General features: G+C 70.4%; 31 protein-coding genes and 1 tRNA gene. 21 read left to right on the forward strand and 11 right to left on the reverse strand.

The genetic code is table 11. The annotated features are described in order from the left end of the window. Positions 1–478 precede the first annotated feature (478 nt). The 5 genes from AXW62_RS20110 (at position 479) to AXW62_RS20125 (ending at position 3,533) form a co-directional block, all read left to right on the forward strand. Positions 479–1,810, forward strand: coding sequence for a helix-turn-helix domain-containing protein (locus AXW62_RS20110; RefSeq protein ID WP_060945755.1), 1,332 nt, complete (start codon positions 479–481; stop codon positions 1,808–1,810). Positions 1,811–1,815: 5 nt separating this feature from the next. After that, positions 1,816–2,424, forward strand: coding sequence for an oligoribonuclease (gene orn, locus AXW62_RS20115; RefSeq protein WP_060945756.1), 609 nt, complete (start codon positions 1,816–1,818; stop codon positions 2,422–2,424). 96 nt (positions 2,425–2,520) lie between these two features. Next, a tRNA-His gene (locus AXW62_RS20120) sits at positions 2,521–2,593 on the forward strand. 74 nt (positions 2,594–2,667) lie between these two features. Then, positions 2,668–2,898 carry a hypothetical protein gene (locus AXW62_RS41195; protein WP_079115704.1) on the forward strand — a complete coding sequence of 77 codons (231 nt, stop codon included), beginning with the start codon at positions 2,668–2,670 and terminating at the stop codon, positions 2,896–2,898. Then, entirely contained in the window at positions 2,895–3,533 is a 639-nt protein-coding gene (locus tag AXW62_RS20125) for an HAD family hydrolase (protein WP_060945771.1), read from the forward strand. The genes AXW62_RS41195 and AXW62_RS20125 overlap by 4 nt, the downstream gene beginning before the upstream one ends. Positions 3,534–3,938: 405 nt before the next feature. Here AXW62_RS20125 and AXW62_RS20130 read toward each other — a convergent pair whose 3' ends face one another. Both AXW62_RS20130 and AXW62_RS20135 read right to left on the reverse strand, forming a co-directional pair. Then, a complete protein-coding gene (locus AXW62_RS20130) occupies positions 3,939–4,490 on the reverse strand; it encodes a GNAT family N-acetyltransferase (RefSeq protein WP_060945757.1) in 552 nt (183 codons plus the stop codon). A gap of 10 nt (positions 4,491–4,500) precedes the next feature. Next, positions 4,501–5,847 carry a hypothetical protein gene (locus AXW62_RS20135; protein WP_252368660.1) on the reverse strand — a complete coding sequence of 449 codons (1,347 nt, stop codon included), beginning with the start codon at positions 5,845–5,847 and terminating at the stop codon, positions 4,501–4,503. 278 nt (positions 5,848–6,125) lie between these two features. Between AXW62_RS20135 and AXW62_RS20140 the strand changes: the two genes are divergently transcribed. From AXW62_RS20140 to AXW62_RS44035, 6 genes are all read left to right on the forward strand, one after another. Further along, on the forward strand, positions 6,126–6,668 hold the full coding sequence (locus AXW62_RS20140; RefSeq protein WP_060945758.1) for a hypothetical protein: 543 nt from the start codon (positions 6,126–6,128) through the stop codon (positions 6,666–6,668). Further along, positions 6,665–7,009 carry a hypothetical protein gene (locus tag AXW62_RS20145; protein ID WP_063817621.1) on the forward strand — a complete coding sequence of 115 codons (345 nt, stop codon included), beginning with the start codon at positions 6,665–6,667 and terminating at the stop codon, positions 7,007–7,009. The genes AXW62_RS20140 and AXW62_RS20145 overlap by 4 nt, the downstream gene beginning before the upstream one ends. Continuing rightward, positions 7,006–7,149: a hypothetical protein gene (locus AXW62_RS44525; RefSeq protein WP_169808155.1), complete on the forward strand. Its 144-nt coding sequence runs from the start codon at positions 7,006–7,008 to the stop codon at positions 7,147–7,149. Before AXW62_RS20145 ends, AXW62_RS44525 begins: the two co-directional genes overlap by 4 nt. A 270-nt stretch (positions 7,150–7,419) precedes the next feature. Further along, positions 7,420–7,548, forward strand: a complete 129-nt coding sequence (locus AXW62_RS46700; protein ID WP_280142958.1) for a hypothetical protein — start codon at positions 7,420–7,422, stop codon at positions 7,546–7,548. Between the two features lie 93 nt (positions 7,549–7,641). Then, the gene (locus AXW62_RS20150) at positions 7,642–8,124 is read left to right on the forward strand and encodes a hypothetical protein (protein WP_060945759.1); all 483 of its coding nucleotides are present in this window, start codon (positions 7,642–7,644) and stop codon (positions 8,122–8,124) included. Between the two features lie 15 nt (positions 8,125–8,139). Then, positions 8,140–8,307 (forward strand): hypothetical protein, encoded by a 168-nt coding sequence (locus tag AXW62_RS44035; RefSeq protein ID WP_159060925.1) that lies wholly within the window; start codon positions 8,140–8,142, stop codon positions 8,305–8,307. A 129-nt stretch (positions 8,308–8,436) separates the two neighbouring features. On the opposite strand, the gene AXW62_RS20155 is transcribed toward AXW62_RS44035, so the two are convergent. Beyond that, positions 8,437–8,772, reverse strand: coding sequence for a helix-turn-helix transcriptional regulator (locus AXW62_RS20155; protein ID WP_252368661.1), 336 nt, complete (start codon positions 8,770–8,772; stop codon positions 8,437–8,439). A 592-nt stretch (positions 8,773–9,364) separates the two neighbouring features. After that, positions 9,365–10,036, reverse strand: a complete 672-nt coding sequence (locus tag AXW62_RS20160; protein WP_244503121.1) for an HAD family hydrolase — start codon at positions 10,034–10,036, stop codon at positions 9,365–9,367. 81 nt (positions 10,037–10,117) lie between these two features. Between AXW62_RS20160 and AXW62_RS45930 the strand changes: the two genes are divergently transcribed. Continuing rightward, complete coding sequence (locus AXW62_RS45930) at positions 10,118–10,363, forward strand: helix-turn-helix domain-containing protein (RefSeq protein ID WP_079105803.1); 246 nt, start codon at positions 10,118–10,120, stop codon at positions 10,361–10,363. A 26-nt stretch (positions 10,364–10,389) separates the two neighbouring features. Then, a complete protein-coding gene (locus tag AXW62_RS20165; RefSeq protein ID WP_244503120.1) occupies positions 10,390–10,839 on the forward strand; it encodes a hypothetical protein in 450 nt (149 codons plus the stop codon). Positions 10,840–11,462: 623 nt separating this feature from the next. On the opposite strand, the gene AXW62_RS20170 is transcribed toward AXW62_RS20165, so the two are convergent. Together AXW62_RS20170 and AXW62_RS20175 are read right to left on the reverse strand one after the other, a co-directional pair. Then, positions 11,463–12,488, reverse strand: a complete 1,026-nt coding sequence (locus AXW62_RS20170; RefSeq protein WP_244503119.1) for a hypothetical protein — start codon at positions 12,486–12,488, stop codon at positions 11,463–11,465. A gap of 11 nt (positions 12,489–12,499) precedes the next feature. Further along, the gene (locus AXW62_RS20175) at positions 12,500–12,955 is read right to left on the reverse strand and encodes an NUDIX domain-containing protein (RefSeq protein WP_060945774.1); all 456 of its coding nucleotides are present in this window, start codon (positions 12,953–12,955) and stop codon (positions 12,500–12,502) included. Between the two features lie 282 nt (positions 12,956–13,237). Here AXW62_RS20175 and AXW62_RS20180 point away from each other — a divergent pair, with 282 nt between their 5' ends. The 5 genes from AXW62_RS20180 to AXW62_RS20200 all read left to right on the forward strand — a co-directional run bounded on the left by AXW62_RS20180 (position 13,238) and on the right by AXW62_RS20200 (position 17,683). After that, positions 13,238–14,587, forward strand: a complete 1,350-nt coding sequence (locus tag AXW62_RS20180) for a helix-turn-helix domain-containing protein (RefSeq protein WP_079115706.1) — start codon at positions 13,238–13,240, stop codon at positions 14,585–14,587. Between the two features lie 588 nt (positions 14,588–15,175). Then, positions 15,176–16,408, forward strand: a complete 1,233-nt coding sequence (locus AXW62_RS20185) for a helix-turn-helix domain-containing protein (RefSeq protein ID WP_060945762.1) — start codon at positions 15,176–15,178, stop codon at positions 16,406–16,408. A 101-nt stretch (positions 16,409–16,509) separates the two neighbouring features. Continuing rightward, complete coding sequence (locus AXW62_RS20190) at positions 16,510–16,731, forward strand: hypothetical protein (RefSeq protein ID WP_060945763.1); 222 nt, start codon at positions 16,510–16,512, stop codon at positions 16,729–16,731. A 14-nt stretch (positions 16,732–16,745) separates the two neighbouring features. Further along, positions 16,746–17,342: a hypothetical protein gene (locus AXW62_RS39910; protein ID WP_063817622.1), complete on the forward strand. Its 597-nt coding sequence runs from the start codon at positions 16,746–16,748 to the stop codon at positions 17,340–17,342. Further along, positions 17,339–17,683, forward strand: coding sequence for a hypothetical protein (locus AXW62_RS20200; protein WP_060945764.1), 345 nt, complete (start codon positions 17,339–17,341; stop codon positions 17,681–17,683). The genes AXW62_RS39910 and AXW62_RS20200 overlap by 4 nt, the downstream gene beginning before the upstream one ends. A gap of 428 nt (positions 17,684–18,111) precedes the next feature. Here the strand turns inward: AXW62_RS20200 and AXW62_RS20205 are convergent, their stop codons facing one another. Continuing rightward, positions 18,112–18,795 (reverse strand): pentapeptide repeat-containing protein, encoded by a 684-nt coding sequence (locus tag AXW62_RS20205; protein ID WP_060945765.1) that lies wholly within the window; start codon positions 18,793–18,795, stop codon positions 18,112–18,114. 339 nt (positions 18,796–19,134) lie between these two features. Between AXW62_RS20205 and AXW62_RS20210 the strand changes: the two genes are divergently transcribed. Beyond that, positions 19,135–19,533: a hypothetical protein gene (locus AXW62_RS20210; RefSeq protein ID WP_252368662.1), complete on the forward strand. Its 399-nt coding sequence runs from the start codon at positions 19,135–19,137 to the stop codon at positions 19,531–19,533. A gap of 622 nt (positions 19,534–20,155) precedes the next feature. Here AXW62_RS20210 and AXW62_RS20215 read toward each other — a convergent pair. Further along, positions 20,156–20,512, reverse strand: a complete 357-nt coding sequence (locus tag AXW62_RS20215; protein ID WP_060945766.1) for a helix-turn-helix transcriptional regulator — start codon at positions 20,510–20,512, stop codon at positions 20,156–20,158. A gap of 110 nt (positions 20,513–20,622) precedes the next feature. Between AXW62_RS20215 and AXW62_RS20220 the strand changes: the two genes are divergently transcribed. After that, positions 20,623–21,135, forward strand: a complete 513-nt coding sequence (locus AXW62_RS20220) for an STAS domain-containing protein (RefSeq protein WP_060945767.1) — start codon at positions 20,623–20,625, stop codon at positions 21,133–21,135. A 174-nt stretch (positions 21,136–21,309) separates the two neighbouring features. Here AXW62_RS20220 and AXW62_RS20225 read toward each other — a convergent pair whose 3' ends face one another. After that, on the reverse strand, positions 21,310–22,059 hold the full coding sequence (locus tag AXW62_RS20225) for a Clp protease N-terminal domain-containing protein (RefSeq protein WP_060945768.1): 750 nt from the start codon (positions 22,057–22,059) through the stop codon (positions 21,310–21,312). A 103-nt stretch (positions 22,060–22,162) separates the two neighbouring features. Beyond that, the gene (locus AXW62_RS20230) at positions 22,163–22,480 is read right to left on the reverse strand and encodes a hypothetical protein (protein WP_060945769.1); all 318 of its coding nucleotides are present in this window, start codon (positions 22,478–22,480) and stop codon (positions 22,163–22,165) included. 119 nt (positions 22,481–22,599) lie between these two features. On the opposite strand from AXW62_RS20230, the gene AXW62_RS20235 reads away from it, so the two are divergent. Next, complete coding sequence (locus AXW62_RS20235; RefSeq protein WP_244503116.1) at positions 22,600–24,234, forward strand: N,N-dimethylformamidase beta subunit family domain-containing protein; 1,635 nt, start codon at positions 22,600–22,602, stop codon at positions 24,232–24,234. Between the two features lie 58 nt (positions 24,235–24,292). Here AXW62_RS20235 and AXW62_RS20240 read toward each other — a convergent pair whose 3' ends face one another. Next, entirely contained in the window at positions 24,293–25,036 is a 744-nt protein-coding gene (locus AXW62_RS20240; protein WP_060945770.1) for a hypothetical protein, read from the reverse strand. Positions 25,037–25,142 lie beyond the last annotated feature (106 nt).

A 25,142-nucleotide genomic window follows, 5' to 3' on the forward strand; every position in this document is an offset into this window, starting at 1 on the left:
ACAGGGGGAGCCGGTGAGGACGCGGTCGGTAATGCTCCGTACACTCTGCGCTGATGGAACGCTACTGGAGCCCTGAGGAAGTACGAGCGGGTCGTACGCCGGTCGCATGACATATCCGCACGTCTGCGCCCGCTTGTTTTCAGCCAACTTCGCGCCGCACTTCTTCCCTTGGCAAACACCGTGCTCAACCCCCGTCCGGCCAGCGTGGAAAGGGGTCCGAGGCGCACGTACCCCCTACGGGAAGTGGGTGTCGGCACAAGGCGTACTTCACAGCGAGGGCTACGAGTGCAACGCTTCGTGATCGAATGCTTCGCGCCAAGTTGTCATGTCGACATAGTGGCGGGTGGTGAACTGGTCACGGCGACCACACGCGACACAGTAGATTCGATCTTGGCCATGACCGGCGGGGGAACCGTTCAGGACCGAGGGGAAACGTGCAGGACCGAGAGGACGCGACCACCGAGGGGGGCTTAGTGCCATGAGCCAGGACTCCACGACCGTACCGGAGACCTCGCGCAAGCTCTCCGGACGCCGGCGACGAGAAATCGTCGCGGTGCTGCTGTTCAGCGGCGGCCCCATCTTCGAAAGCTCCATCCCGCTCTCCGTCTTCGGTATCGACCGGCAGGACGCCGGAGTCCCTCGGTACCGACTGCTGGTGTGCGCGGGCGAAGATGTGCCACTGCGAACGACTGGCGGACTGGAACTGACCGCACCATACGGCCTGGAGGCACTCTCCCGGGCCGGCACCGTCGTCGTACCGGCCTGGCGGTCGATAACCCAGCCGCCACCGGCCGCCGCGCTCGACGCGCTGCGCCGCGCGCACGAGGAGGGCGCGCGGATCGTGGGCCTGTGCACCGGGGCCTTCGTACTGGCCGCCGCCGGGCTGCTGGACGGCCGCCCGGCGACCACCCATTGGATGTACGCGCCGACGCTCGCCAAGCGCTATCCGTCGGTCCATGTGGACCCGCGCGAGCTCTTCGTCGACGACGGCGACGTACTGACCTCGGCGGGCACCGCCGCCGGGATCGACCTGTGCCTGCACATCGTGCGCACCGACCACGGCGCGGACGCCGCCGGCGCCCTCGCCCGGCGCCTGGTCGTCCCGCCGCGCCGCAGCGGAGGACAGGAGCGCTACCTGGACAGGTCGTTACCAGAGGAGATCGGGGCGGATCCGCTCGCCGAGGTGGTGGCGTGGGCGCTCGAGCACCTGCACGAGCAGTTCGACGTCGAGGCCCTGGCCGCCCGCGCCTATATGAGCCGCAGGACCTTCGACCGCAGGTTCCGCTCGCTCACTGGGAGCGCTCCACTCCAGTGGCTGATCACCCAGCGGGTGCTGCAGGCGCAGCGGCTCCTGGAGACCTCCGACTACTCCGTGGACGAGGTCGCCGGGCGCTGCGGCTTCCGCTCGCCGGTCGCGCTGCGCGGACACTTCCGGCGGCAGCTGGGGTCCTCCCCGGCCGCCTACCGGGCCGCGTACCGCGCCCGCAGGCCCCAGGGCGGACCGGCGGAGCGCACGGACCGCCCGGACCGCGCCGACCGCCTGGAGCGGCTGGAGCGGGCCGACCGGTCCGACCGCGCCGAGGTGATCGAACAGCGCTCGGGCGACCACTCCCTGCCGCTGCGGCGGCCGGGCGTGCCCGGCGGCCACAGCGGCCACCCGGGTCATCCTCCGCACCACGGTCACGCTCCGCATCCGGAACCTGGCAAACCGGAGTCGGACGCCTACGCCCCACGCCTGCCCGAACAGGCCGCGGGCCGCGCCCCGGGCCGTCCGTCCCTGCCCGGCCAGCGGGAACGCCCCGTAGGGTGAGACATATGAACGATCGCATGGTGTGGATCGACTGCGAGATGACCGGGCTCTCGCTGGCGAACGACGCGCTTATCGAGGTGGCCGCGCTGGTCACGGACTCCGAGCTGAACATCCTGGGCGATGGAGTGGACATCGTTGTCCGGCCTCCCGCGGAAGCGCTGGTCACCATGGATGAGGTGGTGCGCACGATGCACACCACCTCCGGCCTGCTCGCCGAGCTCGAGAGCGGGACCACGCTCGAGGACGCCCAGGAGCAGGTGCTGGCCTACGTCCGCGAGCACGTCCACGAAGCCGGCAAGGCCCCGCTGTGCGGAAACTCGGTCTCCACCGACCGCGGCTTCCTCCTGCGGGACATGCCGACACTCGAGAGCTACCTCCACTACCGGATCGTCGACGTCTCCTCGATCAAGGAGCTGGCCCGCCGCTGGTACCCGCGGGCCTACTTCAACAGTCCCAAGAAGAACGGCAACCACCGCGCGCTCGCGGACATCCACGAGTCCATCGCCGAGCTGCGCTACTACCGGGAGGCGATCTTCGTCCCCCAGCCCGGCCCGGACTCGGACACGGCGAAGGCCCTCGCGGCCAAGCACGTCCTGCCCGCCCGGCACGCCTGACCCCGTGCTCGCTCCCGACTCCCCGAAAGCCGGGAGCGAGCACCCCTCTCGACCCTGTACACTTTTTCTCGGCCGGTGCGGAAAGCGCCGGTCATGGTGGGTATAGCTCAGCTGGTAGAGCACCTGGTTGTGGTCCAGGATGTCGCGGGTTCGAGTCCCGTTACTCACCCTGCACGATCGAGGGCCTGACCTGCGGAAGCGGGTCAGGCCCTCGGCATATCTGAAACTTTGGGAACACCGTTCATGGCGAGCATCGTGGAACGCCCCAAGAGGGACGGCGCCACCACCTTCCAGGTGAAGTGGCGCCAAGACGGCGAATGGCAGACCGAGAAGTTCGGCGACCGGGACAGCGCCGACCCCGGGCCCGACGACGCCGGCCGCCCTTGCACCGGACCGGCGCCGTCTTTGATCTTCGCCCCCTCTCGGCTGCGGCCGGGAGGGGGCGCCTTCGCATGTTCTACGCTGCCCGCATGATTCGTACAGTGGTCTTCGACGTGGGCGAGACCTTGATCCGGGACGACCGAGTATGGGCGGCGTGGGCTGATTGGCTTGGCGTCCCACGCCACACTCTGTCCGCGCTGGTGGGGGCGGTCGTCGCGCAGGGACGCGACAACGCGGACGCTGTACGGCTCATTCGCCCCGGCATCGATATCGAGGCCGAGCGCGCCGCTATGAAGGCCGCAGGGTGCGGCGAGCAGTTCGACGAATCCGACCTCTACCCCGATGTACGCCCAGCCTGCGCAGCCCTCCGCGAAGCAGGGGCACGGGTTGTCATCGCGGGCAATCAGATCGCACGCGCGGGCGAGTTGCTTCGGGCGCTGTGCCTGCCGGTCGACGCGATCGCGACATCGGGAGAGTGGGGGGTGGCTAAGCCGGACCCTGCCTTCTTCGTCCAAGTGGTGAAGCTGGCCGAGGCCGCGCCTGAAGAGGTGCTGTACGTCGGGGACCACCCGGCGAACGATGTGGGCCCGGCACAAGCGGCCGGGCTGCTGACGGCGCACTTGCGCCGCGGCCCGTGGGGGCACCTGTGGGCTGATGCCCCGGAGGCCGCTGCTGCGGACTGGCGGATTGACTCGTTGCTCGACCTGGTGAACATCGTGGCGCCGTAACAGCAAAGCGGCCCCAACGTGGAGGCCGCTCGCTACCGTGTGGCGCGGCGGGTCAGCCGGGGAGTGCCGGCGTGTCGGGTCAGCAGGGGCCGCAGGGTGAGCCTGGTCCGGCTGGTCCGCAGGGGCCTGCGGGGCCGCCAGGCGCGGACGGAGCCGACGGCCGGGACGGGGCCGATGGACGGGATGGCCAGACGTGCCCATCCGGGTACAGCCTCCAGCCACCGGCCGATGATCCGGATGCGCTGGTGTGCAGGCGGGACGGTGCGCCGCAGCCTCAGCCGGAGCCGACGAACAGCCCGACTGTCCCGGCCGCGCTCGCTCCCGACCGCTGCCGACTCTGAAACATGTGACACCCCCTCGTCTGGCCTCCGGGCCGGGCGAGGGGGCATTCGTCATGCCCAGCCATCACCCGAGGCGCCTCCACTCGTCCTCAAGCATCGAGTGCACGACCGAGTCCCGCCATCGGCCGGCCTTCTCAATGTGGCCGCGGATGGTCCCCTCCTCGACCATGCCCGCCGCCCTCATCGTCCTCGCCGATGCCTCGTTGAGCGGGGAGCGCGCCCCCCAGATACGGTGCAGGCCGAGTTCGTCGAACCCGAGGCCCAGCAGGAGGCGTACAGCCTCAATGCCATAGCCGACACCCCACGCATCCGGGCGCAGCGCGAACCCGAACGTGGCCGCGCGCTGCTGGTGAGGATCCATGGCGAGTCGGCCGAACCCGATCAGTCTGTTCGTGCCTCGCTCGACGAGGGCCAGTGCGTACTCGCTGCGCGGTTCCGCAGTGGCCGAGGCGATGGACCGGGCCACGATGTGGCCGACTTGCTCGCGAGTGCGCGGCTCGAACGACAGGTGCTCGGTCGCCTCTGGGCTGCCGTAGATGGCGAGCACTGCGTCGACGTCCTCCATGGTGAGTTCACGCAGCTCGAGGCGTGCGCTGGAGCGCTTGACCGGGTGCATGCCCAGGACTCTACCCGCGGGGCAGCGCGCGCCGACTGGTCGGGAACGCCTCGATCTCTGCGCGCAGTTCCTTCACAGCGACAGCCGAGCGGGCGGGGCTCGTCATCAGGGCGCCGCGGACCCGCATTGCGGACACGACGATGCCGTTGTTCCGGTGGGTAGAAGGCAGGTCGAGCACTGGGCGGATGGCGTCTGCCGTGCCCTCCACGTCTTCGCTGTGGAGACGGATCAGCGCCAGATCACACTGCGAGCCCGCGAGGTCCCCGAACGCCCAGTGCGGGGAGGTGGGGTCGCTGAAACCCATCACGGCCTGTTCCGCCTGCGCGGCGAGCTGAGCACCACCATGACCGAGGAGCGCCTCCGCCTCCACAGAGTAGTAGAGCTGCTTTTCCGGGGCATAGGTGAACAGTCCGCCGAGCTGGTCGAGGTCGTCGGGAACGACGTGCTCCCGGCGATCAGATGCCTGCTGGTTGGCAGTGCGTACGGTCTCCTCGTCGCCGAGTACCGCAGCAGCGCGGGCCTTGAGGCCGAGCAACCATAGGCCGACGGTCCCGCGGAGGTTCGCAGCGATCGCAGCGCCCTGGCTGGCGTAGTGATAGGCGTCCTCCGGCTTGTCCGCCCAGTAGGCGATCAGACTCTTGAGGCCGTCGGTGAGTGCGATGAGCCCGGGGTGCTCGGCGTCGCGGGCGCACGCTGCGGCGACCCGGGTCATGGTCATGGCCTGATGGCGGTCCTCCATGTCGTTGAAGCCCTTGGCCACCAGGAACGACAGCATCGCGCCCTTGGCGTACAGGTCACGCAACTGCGAGGGTCGGACGCGCCCGCCCTCCAGAAGGCAAAAGACCTGGTCGTGGGTCTCAAGCAGGTCATGCCAGATCGCCGACAGCGGCTCTCGCGGATACACGGCCACGAGGCGCTGCACCTCGTCATCGAGCAGGCCGAGCGTGTCATCGCCCACCCGCTCGCGGTCCGCCCCCAAGAGGAAGTCCTTTGCGCGTCGAACAGCCATCGCTCCCGTCCTTTTCATCTCGTTCAGTTCCACGCCCGCGTCGGCGTGGAGCGCAGTCGGTGACGCGTCGGTCAGCGGGACGAAGTTCGGCGTAGAGCCCTCGGGGACCTCAGTCCACAAGTCGTCAATGCTGTAACCCAGCATCTCGACAATGACTGGCCGGAAGACCCGCTGTGGTTTCCGCCCCTCGTAGATCCAACCCTCGACGGTTTTCGGAGCCGGGTCAGCGTTGTCCAGGCCGAGCCGCTCGGCTGCCTTCCTGTACGGCGGCAGGAAGTCCTCAGGGGTTCGTATCCCTCGTGCGTCGAGGGCGTGCCGGAAGAACAACACGGGTGCCTCCCATTCCATCCGCCTGACACATCACAGCCATGACGCTAGAGCCCTGTCCTCGTCAAGATGCCCCAAACAGGCGGTACATAGCAGTTCCGAGGTAAGCCCGAGGAAGGGCCGAGGAGAACCGTCAACTTTGCATCAAACGCCGAGGGCGGTCTGGGGGTAGAGCCGTCTGCGCGCGATTGGAACGCTGTAACAGCCCTCGCTGAGAGTGCGCAGGCGAGCACAATCGTGAACCAGGGGAGCCCTCCGTGAACTCGCTATGGACGCCACCGCGTCGCAACGACGTAGAGATGGTTGAGGTAGGCCATCACTGGGACGCCGTACGCGCCCCCAAAACCGTCGGCGAGCGGGCCCTTGAGACGCTCGGCGACGAGACCGGCGCCGTGATCCAGGACAACAGCGGCACCCTGTACTGGCTCATCGCCGTAGGGTCCACGACGAGCTGGCATCTGCGAGGGGTCCGCGTCCTCACAGAACTCGCCGACGAGCGGACCTACCTCGGCGTACCGCCCGTCTCCTGGACGACGGGCCCCAAGGCCCACTGGCGCGTACCCCTCGGCCCCGACCGCTACCTGACCCACCCCTGGCGCCTGCGGGAAGCCCTGACCGAGGCCGACCGCGCCGAATACGGCCTCATGCCCGAGGGCCGCCAGCTCTGCTACCGCTGCCAGCTGCCCACCGACGAACCCATCCCGGTCGACGTAGAGATCCGCGGCAACGGCGTCGGCAAGACCACCTACGCCTGCCCCACCCACACACCGCTCTACCCCACAGGCCAGCAGCCCCGGGCCCTCACCAGCGCGGCCGCGACCGAGCACGAGGGGCGCCGATGAAGAGGAGCGAGCTGGTCATCACGGCGCCGGGCCCGGTCGGAATCGACCCGGCCGCCCTCACCCGGGAGCAACTCCTCGGCTGGCGCTGCGCCCTGTGCGGGACGCTGCTCACCGGGGACCGCCCGCTCGGCACCGTCACCCTCAGCCAGGGACCCACCCTCACGACCTACCCCCTGTGGGCCTGCGACCCCAACTGCGCCACAGAGCACGCGTGGCGCGCGGCCATCGGCCATGCCGCGGGCTGCGAAGCGTGCAGGACGGGCGAGTGCGCGACCGGCCAGCGCCTCCTGGACGCCTACTCGACGGCCTTTCGGCAGGAGCACGAGGGAGGTGCAGGATGAGGCACCGCCGACAGCCCCCCGCGGTGCGGGCCGTGCTGCTCGCCGTCCGCGCCGCCCGGATGGGCCTGGTCCTCAGCGCTGTCCCGCTGCTGCTGGCGCTCGCGGTCTACCTCTGCGTGGCCGGGGACCCGGCCCGATAGACCGGGTGGGCCGCCAGCCGCCCGGGGTCCCCCGCCCCGGGCACGGACTTCGGCCGGCGGTTCACCCTTCAAGACCCCCTGCCGGTCGGTACAGCCAGGCACGGTCACCGACAAGGCAGGGGCGAAGGGACTCCGGGCCGGCCTGCACCGCCGGGCCGGAGTCCCGTCCAGCAAGGTTCGCCCCGATCTCCCGCTTGCAGGCCAGTGACCGGGACGAGCACCGCGCAACCGCGCGAGGACACCCCTGCGCGAGTGAACTCAGGAGGCCCCATGCGATTACAGCATGTCGTCGTCCGTCAGGACCCGGAGGACGGCGACACGATGCCGGACACGGACGCCCCGACCCCAGGCGGCCAGACGCCCGGCGACTCCGACGACGGCCGCCAGTACGCGAGGTAGCCAGCGCTCGGCGCCATAGGTAAGCGGCGGCCCCCTCGGACGATTCGCCCCCGGCCGGGGCGGGCCGCTCCCACCACGCAGGAGGTACCCCGGATGACCGCTCCGCCCCCGCCCGCTCACTGGCACTGCTACCGCTGGACCGGAGACCGCCGCACATACGACGACGAGTCCGCCCGGCGGCCACCGCACCTCGTCGTACAGGACATCCCGCCCCAGGAGTGGAAGCAGATCGCGGCCGCCTCGCCGGCCTTCATGGCGAGCGACGTACCCCCGCTGGAGGTACCGCATTGGCTGCTCCGCCCCGCCAGAATGATCAAAGCCACCTTCGAGGCCCCCGACAAAGCCTCCGCCTGGTACCGAGACCAGATCAGCGACCTGAGCCCGTCATTCCTGGCCGACCACGACAAGGACACCACCCGGCAGGCCGAGCAGCTCGCGGCCGCGGACGACCGGCTCAGCTGGGGCGGCGATGTCGTCAGCGGCTGGTACCTGCGTGGCACCGGCTTCGCCTCGGTCCAGGTGGTCGCGTGCAGCTCGAACCGCATCCGCCCGACGATTCCGTGCCCGTTGCACTGAGCGAAAGAGAGAAGAGTGAAAACTCCGGAAGACGATGACGACCTCCTGGGCCAGATTGGCGACCTCGGTGCGGCGATCGCTGCGAGCAGGGACGACAGCATCGCCCCTGAGCTGCGGGACATGGCGGGAAGTGCCGCCGAGGCCGGGGCCGAGCATCTGGCCGACGAGCACCGTCGCGGGTAGAGCATGAGGCTCCCGTCCGTATGTCGCCACGTGGCACGGACGGGCTGGGACTCGCGCCGCTCCGGATGGTTGCCTCTCCGGTACGGCCGGTAACACCTACGCGTGGGTAGCCGCAGACACTAACGGCATCTAACTGAACAGTGAACCGATCTCGACTCGGAGCGCGCGAGCGATCAACGCAAGGTGATCGATACTCGTGCCGTACTGCGCCAACTCAATGCGGTACACGGTGTGACGACTCAGGCCGGTCAGCTCGGCCAGCCGCTCCTGCGACAGCCCTCGCTGCTCGCGGAGGTCGCGGACGCGATCGCCTACCCGGCGGCGCTGCTGGAGCACCCAGTCGGGGAGGGGATCGGTCGGCACCTGAACAACGCCCTTGGGGCCGTGATCATTTGTCGGCCTCAGATTTGCGGCAACGAATACCGACCGGTAGACACCCAGGCGGCCCCAGCCCAGAGCGTTCACACCCGCCCGCGCGGGTCACCCGAACGGCCCTCCCCCGTACTGCTCCCCAGGCGTCGGGGGAGGGCTCCGAGCCCTCGGCCTTCCCGGCCGGGGGGCGCACATATTGCGGCTAGGCCGATTGCTACTCACCTGCGGGCTGGGGCCTCGCCAGCGGGCCTGTTCCCGCGGGAACATGACCCCCCATCCGGCACCTTGTGTCGTCATTCAGCGTCATCGAGCGGCATCGAATCTCGCCCGTATGTCCCGAATTTGGGAATCACCGCAGGTCACAATATGTTCAAGGATCTGGTTAGAGTCCCGTTACTCACCCTGCACGACCGAGGGCCTGACCTGCGGAAGCGGGTCAGGCCCTCGGCGTATCCGAGATGCGGCGGCTGCGGCCGGGACGGCCAGACGTGCCCGTCCGGGTACAGCCTGCGGGCCACCCGCCAATCATCCAGATGCGTTGGTGTGCCGACGGGAGGGCGCGCCGCAGCCTCAGCCGGAGCCGACGCGCGGCCCGAGCACCCCGGCCGCGCTCGCTCCGGACCGCCGCCGACTCTGACATCCGTGCCCCTCTGGCCTACGGGCCGGAGGGGGCGTTTCGTCGTACTCAGCTGGTCAGGAGCTTCAGCATCCGCTCGGTGTCGGCCAGGTCGTTGACCACCTCTGCGGCCCCTGCGGCTCGCAGCTCATCGGGGGGCGTACGCCCGGTCGCGACGGCTACCACGCGGACGCCCGCCGCCAACCCGCCTCGCACGTCGGAAGGCGTATCCCCAACGAGCACGGCCGACTCCGCAGGCATCTGCGCGCGGCCGAGAGCGATCCTCACCAGCCCCGGTCGCTCGTCAGCGTCCTCGCCGAAAGCCCCGAGTGTGAGATCCATGTACGGGTCGAGGCCGAAGGCTGCCAGCTTGACCTCCGCAGCCGTGCGGATATTGCCCGTCACCACCGTTTGCACGATGCCGTCACGAACTGCCAGCCCGGAGAGCACCGACGGCGCCCCGGGGAGGGCGTGCCCGCGCTCACGCAGCTCGGCGGCGCGCCGTACATGTGCGGCTCCGAGCGCCTGGGCGAATCGCTCGAACAGGTCTCGGCTGTCCTCCAGCCCATGCAGTTCCAGAGTCTCGCGGAGGATGACCGGCTCGGTCGAACCATCAATCCGAGCCTGCTCCCTCATGGGCTGGCCGGTGACCTCCTCGAACGCCTCTGCCCAGAGTTCGCGGCCGACCCCTCGGGTATCTACGAGTGTGTGGTCGATGTCCCACAGCACGAGCAGCGACACTGCCTCGCCTTCCGTTCGTTGGATACCGGCCCCCGTGGTGACGGGCACCATACGCTGAGTGGGGATACGACGGAGGTAGGCATGGTCGCATCCGATGTGCCCATCGGCGACAGGATCAGGCACTATCGCGGTGAACGCCGCCAGGACGTCGTGGCCGGGCTCGTCGGAATCTCGCCCGACTATCTGTCCCAGATCGAACGTGGTCTGAAAATTCCGTCGCTGTCCTACCCTGGACGCCGCCACCCGCCGCGGACGTCGAGGCGTTACCCGTCGGCAGATGGTGGGACGTCGTCAGGGCAGCGCCCATTGTCGGCGAACGCGCCCTGAAGACGCTCGGCGACCAGACCGGCGCCGTGATCCAGGACATGTACGGCATCCTGTACTGGCTCGTCGCCGTGGGGTCCGCGACGAGCTGGCACCTGCGGCAGGTCCGGGTCCTGGCCGAACTCGCCGACGAGCGGACCTACCTCGGCGTACCGCCCGTCTCCTGGACGACGGGCCCCAAGTCCCACTGGCGCGTACCCCTCGGCCCGAACCGCTACCTGACCCACCCCTGGCGCCTGCGGGAAGCCCTGGCCGAGGCTGACCGCGCCGAATACGGGCCCATGCCCGAAGGCCGCCAGCTCTGCTACCACTGCCAACTGCCCACCAACGAACCCATCCCCGTCGACGCGGAAGCCCGCACCAACGGTGTAGGCCAGATCACCTACGCCTGCCCCACCCACGCACCCCTCTACCCCACAGACCAGCACCCCCGGACCCTCACCAGCGCACCCGCGACCGAGCACGAGGGACGCCGATGAAGAGGAGCGAACTGGCCACCACGGCACCGGGCCCGGCCGGGATCGACCCGGCCGCCCTCACCCGCGAGCAACTTCTCGGCTGGCGCTGCGCCCTGTGCGGCACACGCTCACCGGGGACCGCCCGCTCGGCACGGTCACCGTCAGCCAGGGCCCCACCCTCACCGCCTACTCCCTCTGGGCCTGCGACCCGACCTTCACCACAGACAACGCATGACGCGCCGCCATCACCCACGCCGCCGACTGCGAAGCGTGCAGAACGGCGAGTGCGCAACCGGCCAACGCCTCCTGAACGCCTACGCCACAGCCATCCAGCAGGAACACGCCGAGGGCTCCGGATGAGACACCACCGGCAACCCCCCACCGAGCGAGCGGTGCTGCTCGCATCCCGCACCGCCCGGCCGAGCCTGACCCTCGCGATCTACCTGTGCGTCGCGGGGTATCCAGCCCGATAGACCGGGTGGGCCGCCGGCGGCCCGGGGCCCCCGCCTCAGGCGAGCAGTCTCGCTTAGGATCGTCCCGCCGACCACCGAACGCGGACGGCGGGTGCTCGACGACGGGCGGGCGCTCGGTCATGCGTCCAGCGTGCGCCCGCCGTCCTGGGCGCGCCCCGGGACCCTTCAGAGTCAGGCAGGGCGGACCGGGTCGAAGTACGCGGGCGTGAGAAACAACGCCTCGAACGCTTTCGGCCCGCGCCTCTGGCGCAGCCACTCGCACAACGGAGTCAACACGCCCGTGATCATCGACGTGAGGACTGTGGCGTGCAGGTCCTCCGCCTCGGCGCGGCCGACCTCGGCGAGGAACCTCTCGTACCGCGCGTCAATGGCCCGCTCGAAGCCGCCCATGGACCGCAGAAACTCGGCTGCGGCCGCGCTCGGCGCAGCGGCGGCGCGCACCTCGGCACGGGCCAGGTCGCCGACGTCCTCCTCGGTCAGGCGTCCGGTGCTGTCGCGGAACGCGTACCGGTGAACGGCGTCGGCCGGCTCGGCGACGCCGCACTGCTGGGCCGCGGCTCGTGCGATGGTCCGGGCCTCGCGGTCACACGCCCCTTCCATGACGACGCCGAGATTTCTGGTGGTGGGGGACCCTGCAAGGTCGGGAGCCGAGTAGGTCCTGCCATCGTGCCTGCGAAAATTCACTCCGTACTGGCTGCGGAAAACCTCGTCGCCGCGCAGCCGGTAGCTGCGGTACGAGCCGTAGTGCAGGCAGTCGTGGGCGTACGCCCGCAGCAGGTCCAGCGCGGCCAGGTCGGGGCGCTCGGGCTGGCCGGTGGCCATGGGCCCGAGGGTGGTGATCACCGCTCTCATCTGGAGATGGCGATATCCCTGGTTGGGGTGGTGAAAGCCCCCGAACGCGCCGTCCATGCTGGACTGGACGCCGAGGAGTACCCGGTCCAGTGGCAGGGTCCGCGACAGGCCCAGTGCGGCGTACCGAGGCCGTAAGATCGCCAGCCCGTACCGGAACATGTCCACCCCGGCCGCCTCCCATCGCCGCAGGGCCTGCGGGAGCGGCCGTAAGGTGACCGTCGGGTGCTGCTCGGTCAGGGCGTCTGTCGTGGCGCGCAGCTGAGCCAGTCGCTCCAGCAGCTGCCCGACGCCGGTCGTGCCGGCCAGGTACTCGTTCGGGGCCAGCAGCCGCGGGCTGACGCCCACCGGCCGCCTGGTCAGCTGGTGGTGTCCCCCTGAATCAGGAGCCGGTGCGACTCCTGGATCCCGTCCGGCAGATCGTCCGGTGAGAACCATCGGGCCTCCAAGATCTCGAACGAATCGATCTTCAGTTCGCCACCGACGAGCTGGGCCTCGTACGCGACCTCGATACGCAGCTTGTAGCCACTGGTGAGTTGCACCAGGCGGCCCGACTTGACCTCCAGGCCAGTCTCCTCGCGCACCTCTCGGACTACGGTCTGGCCGAAGTCCTCGCCGGCTCGGGCATAGCCGGTGGGTAGGCCCCACTGGCGGCCCGATGGCCACATGCGGTGGCGCAGCAGCAGCACCCGGCCCGCGTCGTCCTTCACGATCCCGGTGATCCCCGCCATGAACTTGCTGTGGGCCAGCCACAGGATCCGCCACTGCATCGGGCCCCGGATGATCCGCCACAGGCGGGCAACGAGCCGCTTCATCTCGACCTCCTCGTGATCGGCCGCACCCAGCGCGGCCGGACCCGCCACGATGGCGCATGGAGCGTGTTGGAACAAACACGCTGCGTATCGGGCGGATCTGGGGTATGCCGTCCGGCCTCGACGGGCGGTGGCTGCGATACAAGAGCACCGCACCCACGGTCTACGCGGCCATGCCGTTTTCGCCGGACGTAAACGGCTTTGCATCTCACGCAAAACCGCCCGATCACGCCCGAGATGTCCCTACGCTGAGGGCTCGGCGAGCCTCACCACCGGGACGGCGCGATGGAACCGATCAGCGTACGGGCAGCCCCCGAGAACACCCCCGGCGATCTCGTACGACGCACTCGCCGGGCAAAAGGAATGACGCTGTGCCAGCTCGGTCAACTGACCGGCTACTCCACCGCGCAGGTCTCCCGCTACGAGCGCGGCATCTCGCCTCTGACCGACGTGATGGTGCTCCGCCGGTTCGCGACCGCACTCGGCATTCCGCCCCAGGACCTCGGCCTCACCGAGCCGCCTCGCCACAGTGCGGCAACGGGCCACTATCCGCGCCTCCCTGCGCCTACGGTGGAGATCCCCGGGCACGAGGACGGTGAGGACGCGGTGAGGCGACGGAAACTGCTCGCGAACCTGGCGATCACAGCAGCGGCAGCCGCCGGCGCCCCCATCACCAGCACCAGCCCTAGCAGCAGCGCCCAGGCCCGGCCCGGGGAACTCCTCGTCGCCGGACTGCGGGACGCGATGCTCGGCCTCGGCACCAGCCCGCCCGGCCTCTCCCCGGACCATCTGCCCGGCGAACTCGCTCGGGCTGTCGCGCATTTCAACGCCTCCAGTTACGGCAGCCTCGCCGTCCGCCTCCCACGCCTCATCCGGGCCGGGCACCAGGCCGGCGCCGAGTACCACGCCGTCCTCGCGCGCTGCTACCTCCTGGCCACCCGGGCTCTCATCAAGGTCGACGAGCCGCAGCTCGGATGGATGGCCGCCGACCGTGCCCGCCAGCTCGCTCTGGCCAACGGCGCCCCGCTCGATGTCGCCGAGGCCGCCCGCCAGCAGGCCGTACTGGCTCGCCAGGCCGGATGGCATGATCAATCACTCACCCTCGCCCTGGCCGCCGCCGATGATCCCGCACTCCGCGAGGCCGGGAGCGTTGGCCTCGCCCAGCGGGGCCTGCTCATCCAGTGCGCCGCGTACACCGTCGCCCACCAGCGCGACCAAGAAGGCATGCGCCAGCTCACCAAGGAGGCCGCCGCCATCGCCGAGGAACTCGGCGGAACCCGGCTGCGCGCGTACGGCGGCTTCGGCAGCGCCACCGTCCAGCTCCACCTGATCTCGGCCGAGGACCGCGTCGGCGACCCCTCCGCCGCCATCGCCGCCGCCGACAAGCTCGCGCCGCTCGCGCTGCCCAGCATCGAGCGCCGCGCCCGCTATCACGTTGATGTCGCTACCGCTTACGCCCGGTTGGGGCGGCGGGACAAGTGCATCGAGGCGCTGCTGGCCGCCGAACACGAGGCATCGGAGGAGACCCGCGCCCGGCCGACGGTGAAGACGTTGATCTCCGGTTTGCTGGTCTCCGGGCGGACGACACCGGAGCTTCGCGGTCTCGCCGCCCGCGCGGGGGTTCTCATTCGGTAGGCAGCCGGCGCACGAGGCGCGCGGCCAGCTCGGCCGCGACGTCGGCCGCCTCCCCTCGCCCGGCCGCGCCGGGATGACGGCAACTGCGACGGCCGCAAGAGCTTCTCCTGGCGCGACTACCGGGACCTTGGGCCCATGGCCGGGACGAGCAAACCTGCCCGGGTGGCTCCTCGACCCAGCCGCCTGCCGGTGATCCGGATGCGCTGGTGTGCCGTGTGCCGACGGACCGGGGCACCACAAGCCTCAGTCGGAGCCGCCGGACAGCCCGACGGCACCAACCGCGCTCGCTGCCGACCGCCGACGACTCCGAAACGCGGCGACCCTCTGCCCTACGGGCCGGAGGGTCGCTTTCGCTTGCTTCTCCGCGCCGCGCGGACCAGCTCGGCGCGGAGTGCCGACCGGCACGGCGCCGCCGCGAGCACCGTGGCGGCGGCTGCGCACGCGGATCACGAGCACAGGACGGACGCCGGTCGTACCCCAGGCGGTCGAAGACCTGCTCAGCCGCCCGGGTGCATGTATGGGGCTGCCGGGACAGGGACGATCGCCGTAACCTGACCAAGACGGCCAACGCCACACGAAGGGGCAACCGTGGACATCCCCGAAGACCTCAGCATTGGCGAACGCATCAAAGTCCTACGGGAGTCGCGCGGCATGTCCCGGCCCGTGCTGGCCAACCTGTGTGGACGCGGCACCGACTGGCTGAAGAAGATCGAGAGCGGCGAGCGCGAACTGCGCTCACACTCACTGCTCCTTCGCCTCGCCGCTGCGCTCCAGCTCTCCGACCTTTCCGTCATCACCGGTAGGCCGTCCGACGTCGCGCAGCCGGTACCGCTCGGCCGGCTCAACCATCCGGGCATGCCGGCCATCTGGGCAGCGGTGATGCACCGCTCCCTGGCTCCGGCCTCGACCGATCCGGTAGAGCCTGCCGTCCTTCAAGGTCGTGTGGACCAGACCTGGCAGCTGTGGCATACCTCGAAGAACAACCGGACCGAAGTCAGCGCGCTGCTGCCGGAGCTCATCCGGAACGCCGAGGCCGCTGCCCGGTCCCTGGACGGACAAGACCGCCGTACCGCTTTGGTCGCGCTCTCCGACGTCTACCGGCTCACCGGGCAGGCGACCGCCTACGTCGCACCCGCCGAGCTCGCGTGGGTTGTCGCCGACCGCGCCATGACCGCCGCCGAACAAGCTGACCAGCCTGCCGCCATAGCGGCCGCCGCCTGGAACATGGGCAACATCCTGCGGGAAACCTCCTACGCCGATGAAGCCCTACGAGTCGTGACCGAGGCTGCTAACCTGATCCGTCCGCACCTGGACAACGCCCCGGACGACTGGCGCGGCGTCTACGGAGCGCTCCAGCTGCACGCGGCCGTCACGCACGCCCGGGAGGGGAACGAAGGCGACGCCTGGCGGCACTGGGACAAGGGCAACCAAGTAGCCAAGTCCCTGCCCGCGAGCTACGTCCATCCGTCGACGGTCTTCGGCCGGGCCAATGTCGACTTCCATGAGGTGAGCGTTGCCACAGACCTGAAGAAGGCCCAGAAAGCCATCGGCCTGGCCGACGACATTGACCCCAGCGTGATGCCCTCCTGCGAGCGTCAAGCCCGCCTATGGGTCGAGGTCGCCCGCGGACACCTCCAGCGCGGTGATCGTACGGCGGCCCTCCACGTGATGAAACTCGCTCACGAGATCGGCCGTGAAACCGTCGCCTACACACCGGCCGCCCGGAGTGTGGCAGCCGACTTGTGGCGGAAGGCCCCACGAGCCCTGCGCCCTGAAGCTGCCCACCTCGCCGAGGCCGTGGGCGTTACGGCGGCTGCGTAGGGGGACTGGGTGTATTCCGGGGACAAAATGTCCCCCTTCTCAAGGTAGACCACCCCTACGGTGACGGCTCCCTAACAAAGCGTCTACCGACGGGGGCCACCATGGCCGAGATCAAGCAGTGGCACGCCTCGCCGCGCCGCGGGGCGTCGGTGACAAGCGACAGCGGCACCGGAGAGGTCCGAGTGCCGCTGTCGCTTTTCCGCCTTGACCGGCATCAGGGTGATCTGGAGCTCGTGCTGGCCCGTCCCGAGGCCGAAGCGTTGCAGAGCTCTCTGGCTCTCCTGACCACCGGCCGCCCCGTTTCGGTAGCCGCTGCCCGATGAGCACGGAGCCCGCCATGACGACCCGTACCCTGCCCTGGAAGCCGCCACCCGCCGTGGATGTCGAGGCGTTACCCGTCGGCAGATGGTGGGACGCCGTCAGGGCAGCGCCCATGGTCGGCGAACGTGCCCTGAAGACGCTCGGCGACGAGACCGGCGCCGTGATCCAGGACAAGCGCGGCACCCTGTACTGGCTCGTCAAGGTGGGGTCCGTCGAGCGGAACTGGCAACTCCGGGGCGTTCGCCTCCTGGCCGAACTCGCCGACGAGCGGACCTACCTCGGCGTACCGCCCGTCTCCTGGACGACGGGCCCCGAGGCCCACTGGCGCGTGCCCCTCGGCCCCGACCACTACCTGACCCACCCCTGGCGCCTGCGGGAGGCCCTGGCCGAGGCCGACCGCGCCGAGTACGGACTCATGCCCGAAGGCCGCCAGCTCTGCTACCACTGCCAGCTACCCACCGACGAACCCATCCCGGTCGACGCACAGACCCGCGCCAACGGCGTGGGCAAGATCACCTACGCCTGCCCCACCCACGCGCCCCTCTACCCCACAAGCCAACACCCCCGGACCCTCACCAGCGCACCCGCGGCCGAGCACGAGGGACGCCGATGAAGGGACACCAGCCAGCCACCACGGCGCCGGGCCCGGCCGGGATCGACCCGGCCGCCCTCACCCGCGAGCAACTCCACGGCTGGCGCTGCGCGCTGTGCGGGACGCTGCTCGCCGGGGACCGCCCGCTCGGCACGGTCACCATCGGCCAGGGACCCACCCTCACGACCTACCCCCTGTGGGCCTGCGACCCCAACTGCACCACAGAGAACGCATGGCGCGCCGCCATCGGCCATGCCGCGGGGTGCGAAGCGTGCAGGACCGGCGAGTGCGAGACCGGCCAGCGGCTCCTGGACGCCTACTCGGCGGCCATCCGGCAGGAACACGCGGAAGGCGCCGGATGAGGCACCACCGACTACCCCCCACCGAGCGAGCCGCGCCGCCCGCCTCCCGCACCGCCCGGCCGAGCCTGACCCTCGCGATCTACCTGTGCGTCGCGGGGGATCCAGCCCGATAGACCGGGTGGGCCGCCGGTGGTCCGGGGTCCCCCGCCCCGGGCACGGCTTCGCGCCGGCGGCCTGCCCTCCCCGATACCCTGCCGGTCGATACAGCCAGCCAGGCACGGCCACCGACAAGGCAGGGATGCAGGGACTTCGGACCGGCCTGCGCCGCCGGGCCGGTCCGGGGTCTCGTCCAGCACGGCTCGCCCCGCCCCGCTTGCAGGCCAGTGGCCGGGACGAGTACCGCGCCTGTCATCCGGTGTGTCTCCCGCCCGGATGGCGCGGGCTATGCGTCGGCGGTCGGCGCTTCGACATCCATAAGAGCACCCCAATTACTCGAAGTGGATTCCCGCTTCTCGTGCAAGGCTCAGCGCCAGCTCGATCTGCCCCGGGCCTTGCACCGTGGCGCCCTTGAGGCTCGCGCCTCCGCCAACGTCAGTGAGTGTGCAGTTCTCGAACCGCGCGGTGCCGACCTGGCAGTTCGCCCACTGTGCTCCGGTCAGGTCGCAGCCCTCAAATGTCACATGGTGCAGCTCGGCCCCTTGGAAGTCCGCGCCCGCCATCTTGCAGTCGGTGAACGCCACGGCATGAAGCCTCATATGGCGAAACAGGCCGGGGGCGATGACGCAGTTCTCCATACGCACATCGCGGAACGTGCCAGACCGCCACGACGAGCCCGTGAAGCGGCTTCCGTTGACCGTGCACCGGATCAGAGAGACATCGTGTGCGTCCACTTGGGCGAAGTCGCAGGTGGTGAACCGGCAGTCGCTGAACTGACTGCGCAGCAGGCGCGTTCCGGTGAAGCGGGAGCCGTCGAACGCGCAGCCCTCCATTTCGACGGCCTCGGCCGTGAGAGCGACAAGGGGCAATCCCTCGTACCGCACTTCGCGGATCACCGCGTCGTCTTCCAGGCCGTCCCTTGCCATGTCAGCCGGCCGCAGAGCGGGGAAAGCCTTCGGGGCGGAGGGAGCCTTGACGCGGGAGGTCAGGCCGCCTCGCCGAATCGTCTGAGTCATGCGGAGTCGATCCATTCGCCGGATGGTGCGGGGGGGGTGGCGGCCCGAAGTCCAGGCCGCGTCGGGCCCTCGACGCGTGCGTCGTTCTGCCGCCGGAAGAGGCGGTTCACATCGGCTCACGTCAGGTGACCAGGTCGTATGATCGTTCGAGCAGTCTTCGCCAAGTGCATTCGGGCCCGCCGATGTGATGACGGTCCCAGACGGTTGTGGGGGTGACGGGTTACGACATAGCGGCTGCGGTGTCGGCCCTTCGCGATACGCGCCACCAAGCTCATGCCTCTCACCACTTCGCTGACGCCTCAACGGCATAAGCATCCCGCGGAACTGGGGCTCCCTGCCATGGAAAACAACATCGCCCACCTGACCACAGACGACTGGTGGGTCATCGCGGCCGGCGTCACCGTCGTCTACATGGCCGCGATGTACTGGTGCATGCCGACGCCGAAGGCCAAGCGGCGGATGTTCATCGCCCCGCTGGCGGGCTGGATATTCCTGTTGCCCAATGCCGCGATAAAAGGCTATTCCGTCTCGCACACCCTGTATTTCTACAGCTGCGCCCTGCTGATGTTCGTCATCATGCTGATGCCGGTCGCGAAAAGGGTCGCCTCCGACATCGCCGAACAGGAGGCGAAGCCCTGGGACAAGGTTCCTCTCAACACCTTTTCCATGTACTGGATGTTCGGGTCGGCCACGGGTTGCATCGCGGGAGTGGTCTACCTCTGGCCGTTCCTCGCTTAGGGTGTGCGATCGGGAGACAGGGAACACCGTCCACCGCCGCACGGTCGGCCGGACAGCCCGCGGGTATCGCGGCGGGATAGTTCAGGGCGAGTGTTAAGGCCATGCGGTCAGCCTAACCAAAAGGCCAGCCGTAGATCGTAATCTTGATGTAGGCACATCCTTCACAGCCCATGACCACGCAATCGTCCCAAGAACTTCGGCAAAGATTGCGTGGCCGCTGAGAGGCCGTGACCACTACGGCGTCGTCGATCGCGGCAGGGACTGGAGGTGCTGACGCCTGTCCCTGACGAGGGGCGGCAGGGTGCGCGTCCGGCACCGCGCCGATGCGCGGCGCCGGGATCTGCCCGCCTGGTGCGCTCCGGTGGGCTCGATGGCCGTTCCGGGTCACGCGGGTCGCGGGACGCACCCGCGCCGCCCGCCGCGACCGCTTCCACCGCTCCGGGGCGAGCAGATCCTGCCTCTTCGGGGGAGCGCGGCACTCACGCACCGGCGCCTGGCCCGGCGGCGAGTTCTTCGAGGCACGCCCGATGCACGCCCGATGCGCGCCGTCACCGCCGCCCCTGACGCCGAAGGGACGTTTGACGATGAAGGGACGTTTCAGCGCAGTCGAGCCGGGGCGGCCTCACCGCGCCGTCGGGCCCCCGCCGGCCACGGACTCGTCGGCGTACTCGGTGCGCCGGGCCTCGTCCTCGATGAGCAGGGAGAGCAGCGAGGCCACGGGGAGCCCGGCTTCGGCCGGGTGGCGCAGGACCTTCCCCGGCTCGATGCGGTACGTGTTCGTGCGCCCCTCGCGGGTGTGGGACATATATCCGTCCCGCTCCAGATCGGCGATGATCTTCTGGACAGCGCGCTCCGTCACCCGGCAGCGCGCGGCGATGTCCCGGATGCGCACGTTCGGGTCGTCGGCGATGGCAGCCAGCACGCGGGCGTGGTTGGTCAGAAACGTCCATCCAGTGTGCGATTCAGGCACTCCTCCCATGGGCTCATGATATTGCCGAAGCCAGGACGCATCTGCAAACATGAACCACGTTTCGTGTAAATCAAGTCGTGTGACACACCGGCGCGGCGACCGTGAGGGGAGACAGACAGGTGCACGCACGAAAGGCCACCACGCCTGAGCCGGGACATCGCTCGCCGCACCGACCCCTGCACGTCGCGGCGCCCGGGGCGGCCGCCGATCCGACGCCGCCGCGCCAGCCGTCCCCACTCACCACCGACAGCTACCCGGAGGGGCCCCGGAAGGTCGTCGTGGTCCTCGGCGAGGTGGACTACGAGACCGCTCCCGCCTTGGCCACCGCCCTGCGGGAGGCCCTGCGCACCTCCGGCGAGGGCGTGGACGCGGATCTGAGCGCGGTGCGGTTCTGGGACTGCTCGGGACTCAACGTGCTGCTGAGGCTCCGCCGGGAGGCGCTCGCGGTCGGCAAGACGATCATCGTCCGCTCGCCGAGCCGCGTCGTCAGGCGCGTCCTCACCCTGACCGGCACAGCACCGCTGTTCCGGCCGCCGCAGCCGGAGCGGGTGCCACGGCTGGAGTGGGTGCCACGGCTGGAGTGGGTGCCATCCGCCTTCGGCGGACGCCACGGCTCCCCGGCCGACGACTGAGTTCCGGTGGCCGTAACTTCCAGCGCTCGTACTTCCGGCCCCCGGAACTTCCGGCTTCCGGAACTTCCGGCTTCCGGCGGACGGCTTCCGGCGGACGGCTTCCGGCGGTGAGGCAGGGGCCCCGCCCCTTGCGGGGCCAGGAACCCTGCCATGGAGTCCGCGCGGGCCGTTCGGTCACGCCTCCGTCTCGCCGGAGACAGCCTCCGCGATCCGGGCCAGCACCCGGCCGATGTTGTCCACGGCGGCGGCCTTGTCGACGCCGAGGCCCGTCAGCAGCCCCGAGCCGTCCTCGTGTTCGAGCAGGGCGAGGAGGATGTGCTCGGTCCCGATGTAGTTGTGGCCCAGCCGCAGGGCTTCGCGGTAGGTGAGCTCCAGCACCTTGCGGGCGCCCGCGTCGTACGGAACCAGCTCGGGCACCTCCTCGGCCGCGGGCGGGAGCGCCTCGGCGGCCGCCCGCCGGACGGCGTCCAGCGGGACGCCCTGGGCGATGATCGCCTTCGCGGCGAGGCCCTCCGGCTCCTGGAGCAGGCCCAGGACCAGGTGCTCGGGGCGGACTTCGGCGTTGGCGGCGGCTCGTGCCTCGTTCGTCGCCGCCACCACGGCGTTCCGCGCCCGCGGGGTGTAGCGGTTGAAGCCCTGACCGGGGTCGAGGTCCGACGCCTCGCCGGACGCCTTGGGGACGAAGCGCTTCTGGGCCGCCTGCCGCGTCACCCCCATGCTCTTGCCGATGTCAGTCCAGGAGGCGCCGGAGCGGCGGGCCTGGTCCACGAAGTGGCCGATGAGGTGGTCGGCCACCTCGCCGAGGTGCTCGGCGGCGATCACCGCGTCGGAGAGCTGGTCGAGGGCGTCGCTATGGCCCTTCTTGATGGCCTCGATCAGATCGTCGAGGCGCACGGAATGGGTGAGTCCGACTGGTTTCGTCATGCGTCAACCATAGGTTGACACCAGAGCAGCGTCAACCTTGAGTTGACACTTCGTCCCATCGAACCCGCGGACCCGGCCCACGGACCGGAGACCCCGCGTCCGCCTAGCCGCGCCGCTCGGGGGGCGCCGGAGGCGGGGGGTGCCGGGAGTGCCGGAAGTGCCGGGAGTGCCCGGAACGCGATGGCCAGAAGGGGGTCCAGGTGAACTTGTCGCCGCCCACCCACCGGACCACGTCCGGGTCGTCCAGATCGACGTCGTCCAGGCCGACCGCACGCGCGATCTCGATGACCTCCAGGACCGAGTGCGCCTTGCCCGCCAGCTCACCGGCGATCTCGACCAGCCGGAACGGGGGGTCGTTCGGCTGGACGCCGAGCACCACGATCGGAGGCCGGTGGATGCGCGGGGCCTGGGCTTCGGTCATATGTTCAGGCTGCGCCCCCCGTCCCCGCCTCGCACCTCGGACGCGCCCGACGCACGGCCGGACACCCCGTCGGACCGCCCCGGCTCGCCCGTGTCCGCGACCCGGCCCACGATGGCCAGGTGAACGGAGAACAGGGCCGCATACCCGGCGGGCTGGGCCGCCGGGGCTTCCTCGGAGCCGCCGCCGCGGCCGGTGCCGGGGCCGCCGGGGTGGCCGCGACGGGCTGCGACTCCGCGGCCGAACGCAACGGCGACCGCGCCCGCCCGTCCCGTCGCGCCGACGCCGCGCGCCGCGCGGAGGAGGCGGAGCGGGCCCGGCCGGGCCATGCCGACTGGCGCATCCGCTCGGTGGGGCCGCCCGACGCCATCGAGGGCTATGCCGACCGGGTGAGCGTGGAGCCCGGCGAGGAGGTCGGGCTCCACGTGTCGACCACCGCCCCCGCCTTCCGCGTATCGGCCTACCGGATCGGCTGGTACGGCGGGGCGCAGGCGCGGCTGGTGTGGCGGTCGGGCCGGGTGGACGGCACGAAGCAGGGCGCGCCCCGGTTCCTCGACACCACCCGTACGGTGCGGGCCGACTGGGACCGTTCGCTCCGCGTCCGTACCCGGAACTGGCCGGCGGGCGCGTACCTGCTGCGGCTGGACGCCTCGAACGGCCACCAGCGCTACGTGCCGCTGATCGTGCGCTCACGGCAGGCGCGGGGCCGGACCCTGCTGATGCACGCACCGGCCACCTGGCAGGCGTACAACACCTGGGGCGGCTACAGCCTCTACCAGGGGCAGGACGGTGCGTACGGGACGCGCTCGCTGGCCGTCAGCTTCGACCGGCCGTACGCGGGCAGCGGGGCGGAGAAGTTCCTGGTCTACGAGCGGGCCGCGGTGGTCCTCGCCGAACGCCTGGGCCTTCCGCTCGCGTACACCACCGGCGTGGACGTCCATCTGGACCCGGGCGTGCTGAAGGGCGCCTCGGCCGTCGTGTCGCTCGGCCACGACGAGTACTGGACCCCGCAGCAGCGGCAGTACGTGACCCGGGCCCGGGACGAGGGCACCAACCTGGCCTTCCTCGGCGCCAACACCTGCTTCCGCCGGATCCGGCTGGAGCCAGGCCCCGGCGGCGCCCCCGCGCGCACCGTGGTCTGCTACAAGACCGCCTACCGGGACGACCCGTACCTGGTCAACCGTCGCGACCTGGTGACCACCGACTTCCGCCAGCCCCCCGCGCCCGACCCCGAGTCCTCGCTGACCGGCGTCCTGTACGAGGGCTATCCCACCGACGCCCCGTACGTCGTCCTGGACAGCGGCCACTGGCTGTTCGCCGGGACCGGGGTGGACGACGGCGACTCCTTCGACCATCTGGTGGGCGTGGAGTACGACCGGGTCACCCCGGGCGATCCGACCCCGGCGCCGCTGCGGATCATCGCCCACTCCCCCCTGGTCTGCCGCGGGCGGCACAGCCACTCGGACTCCGCGTACTACACCGTGGCGAGCGGGGCGGGGGTCTTCGCCTCGGGGACGATGCGCTGGGTGGAGGCCCTGATGGCGGGGACCCGTGAGAACGGGCGCGACCACGGGATGGACGCGCGCACCGGGGCCTTCGTCACCCGCACCACGGAGAACCTGCTGCGCGCCTTCGCGGCGGGGCCCTGCGGCAGGAACAAGCCGCGGCCGAAGGACAACGTGCGCGCGGTGTACGGGCCCGGGACCCGGAACCGGCCCGAGTCGGGTACGGGAGCGGTGGAACGGGCGTCAGCCTGAACCACCGAGCCCCCGGACAGACCACCCGACAGACCCCCGGGCGGCCCACAGCGTGGTGTCACTCCAGCGCGCCGCTCCCCACGTGCTCCATCCGCGCGTACAGCACCGGCTCGTTGATCTCCAGGTTGTTGATCAGCCGCAGACAGGCGGCGATGCCGTTGCCGACCAGCTCCTCGGGGATCTCCCCGTACTCCACCTGGAGCAGGGTGTCCGGGGCGTGCGGCGCGCGCTCGCCGTCCTCGGGGGCGACCGCCGTCCGCGGCAGGAAGCCGATGGTGTGGGCCTTGGCGCGGGGCACGGTGACGGTGAGCAGTGCGCGCTCGACGCGGTCGAGGTGGACGCCCGCCTCCTCGTCGGCGAAGAGCAGGGCGTACAGCAGGTCCTTGGCCTCGCGCAGCAGTTCCTCGGCGCCGGCGGAGCGGTGGGCGGGGCCGATCAGCTCGGAGCCCTTCGGCGGCGGGTCGACCAGCAGCCCCTCGGCCTCGAGCCGCTCACGGCTCAACCGGCGGTACCGGCCGACGAATCCGGCGAGCGACTGGGCGTCCAGCCCCCACGCCCGGATCCGCTCGACGCGTTCGATCCGCTCGATGCGTTCGATCCGCTCGGCGCGCGTCTCCCGTCGCTCCGCCGCGTCCGCGGGCGGCCGGGGCGGCGGCAGGTCCGAGGGCGGCAGCACCCGGTCGAGCAGCTGGTCCACAAGCCAGTCGCGCGGCCGCTCGGCCAGCGCCCGCCGGGCCCGTTCGCGCAGCTCGACGTCCATCTCGTCGCGGATGCGGCGGATGATCTCCTCGATGGTGGTCATGGGCGGACGCTAGGGCGCCGCCGGTGGCCGGCGGGCCGGAACGGTCCGAACATCAGGCGTATGGGTGAGCGGTCCGGCGGGGAGCGGAGCGGCGGGGCTCCCGGAC

It is taken from the genome of Streptomyces hygroscopicus subsp. hygroscopicus, from assembly GCF_001553455.1.
Classification (GTDB): Bacteria; Actinomycetota; Actinomycetes; order Streptomycetales; family Streptomycetaceae; genus Streptomyces; species Streptomyces hygroscopicus.

Coding starts and splice junctions, on each gene's coding strand:
- AXW62_RS20110 (WP_060945755.1), top strand. CDS start 479: ATGAGCCAGGACTCCACGACCGTACCGGAGACCTCGCGCAAGCTCTCC.
- orn (WP_060945756.1), top strand. CDS start 1,816: ATGAACGATCGCATGGTGTGGATCGACTGCGAGATGACCGGGCTCTCG.
- AXW62_RS41195 (WP_079115704.1), top strand. CDS start 2,668: ATGGCGAGCATCGTGGAACGCCCCAAGAGGGACGGCGCCACCACCTTC.
- AXW62_RS20125 (WP_060945771.1), top strand. CDS start 2,895: ATGATTCGTACAGTGGTCTTCGACGTGGGCGAGACCTTGATCCGGGAC.
- AXW62_RS20130 (WP_060945757.1), bottom strand. CDS start 4,490: ATGCACCCGGTCAAGCGCTCCAGCGCACGCCTCGAGCTGCGTGAACTC.
- AXW62_RS20135 (WP_252368660.1), bottom strand. CDS start 5,847: ATGGAATGGGAGGCACCCGTGTTGTTCTTCCGGCACGCCCTCGACGCA.
- AXW62_RS20140 (WP_060945758.1), top strand. CDS start 6,126: ATGGTTGAGGTAGGCCATCACTGGGACGCCGTACGCGCCCCCAAAACC.
- AXW62_RS20145 (WP_063817621.1), top strand. CDS start 6,665: ATGAAGAGGAGCGAGCTGGTCATCACGGCGCCGGGCCCGGTCGGAATC.
- AXW62_RS44525 (WP_169808155.1), top strand. CDS start 7,006: ATGAGGCACCGCCGACAGCCCCCCGCGGTGCGGGCCGTGCTGCTCGCC.
- AXW62_RS46700 (WP_280142958.1), top strand. CDS start 7,420: ATGCGATTACAGCATGTCGTCGTCCGTCAGGACCCGGAGGACGGCGAC.
- AXW62_RS20150 (WP_060945759.1), top strand. CDS start 7,642: ATGACCGCTCCGCCCCCGCCCGCTCACTGGCACTGCTACCGCTGGACC.
- AXW62_RS45930 (WP_079105803.1), top strand. CDS start 10,118: ATGGTCGCATCCGATGTGCCCATCGGCGACAGGATCAGGCACTATCGC.
- AXW62_RS20175 (WP_060945774.1), bottom strand. CDS start 12,955: ATGAAGCGGCTCGTTGCCCGCCTGTGGCGGATCATCCGGGGCCCGATG.
- AXW62_RS20180 (WP_079115706.1), top strand. CDS start 13,238: ATGGAACCGATCAGCGTACGGGCAGCCCCCGAGAACACCCCCGGCGAT.
- AXW62_RS20190 (WP_060945763.1), top strand. CDS start 16,510: ATGGCCGAGATCAAGCAGTGGCACGCCTCGCCGCGCCGCGGGGCGTCG.
- AXW62_RS39910 (WP_063817622.1), top strand. CDS start 16,746: ATGACGACCCGTACCCTGCCCTGGAAGCCGCCACCCGCCGTGGATGTC.
- AXW62_RS20200 (WP_060945764.1), top strand. CDS start 17,339: ATGAAGGGACACCAGCCAGCCACCACGGCGCCGGGCCCGGCCGGGATC.
- AXW62_RS20205 (WP_060945765.1), bottom strand. CDS start 18,795: ATGACTCAGACGATTCGGCGAGGCGGCCTGACCTCCCGCGTCAAGGCT.
- AXW62_RS20210 (WP_252368662.1), top strand. CDS start 19,135: ATGGAAAACAACATCGCCCACCTGACCACAGACGACTGGTGGGTCATC.
- AXW62_RS20215 (WP_060945766.1), bottom strand. CDS start 20,512: ATGGGAGGAGTGCCTGAATCGCACACTGGATGGACGTTTCTGACCAAC.
- AXW62_RS20225 (WP_060945768.1), bottom strand. CDS start 22,059: ATGACGAAACCAGTCGGACTCACCCATTCCGTGCGCCTCGACGATCTG.
- AXW62_RS20230 (WP_060945769.1), bottom strand. CDS start 22,480: ATGACCGAAGCCCAGGCCCCGCGCATCCACCGGCCTCCGATCGTGGTG.
- AXW62_RS20240 (WP_060945770.1), bottom strand. CDS start 25,036: ATGACCACCATCGAGGAGATCATCCGCCGCATCCGCGACGAGATGGAC.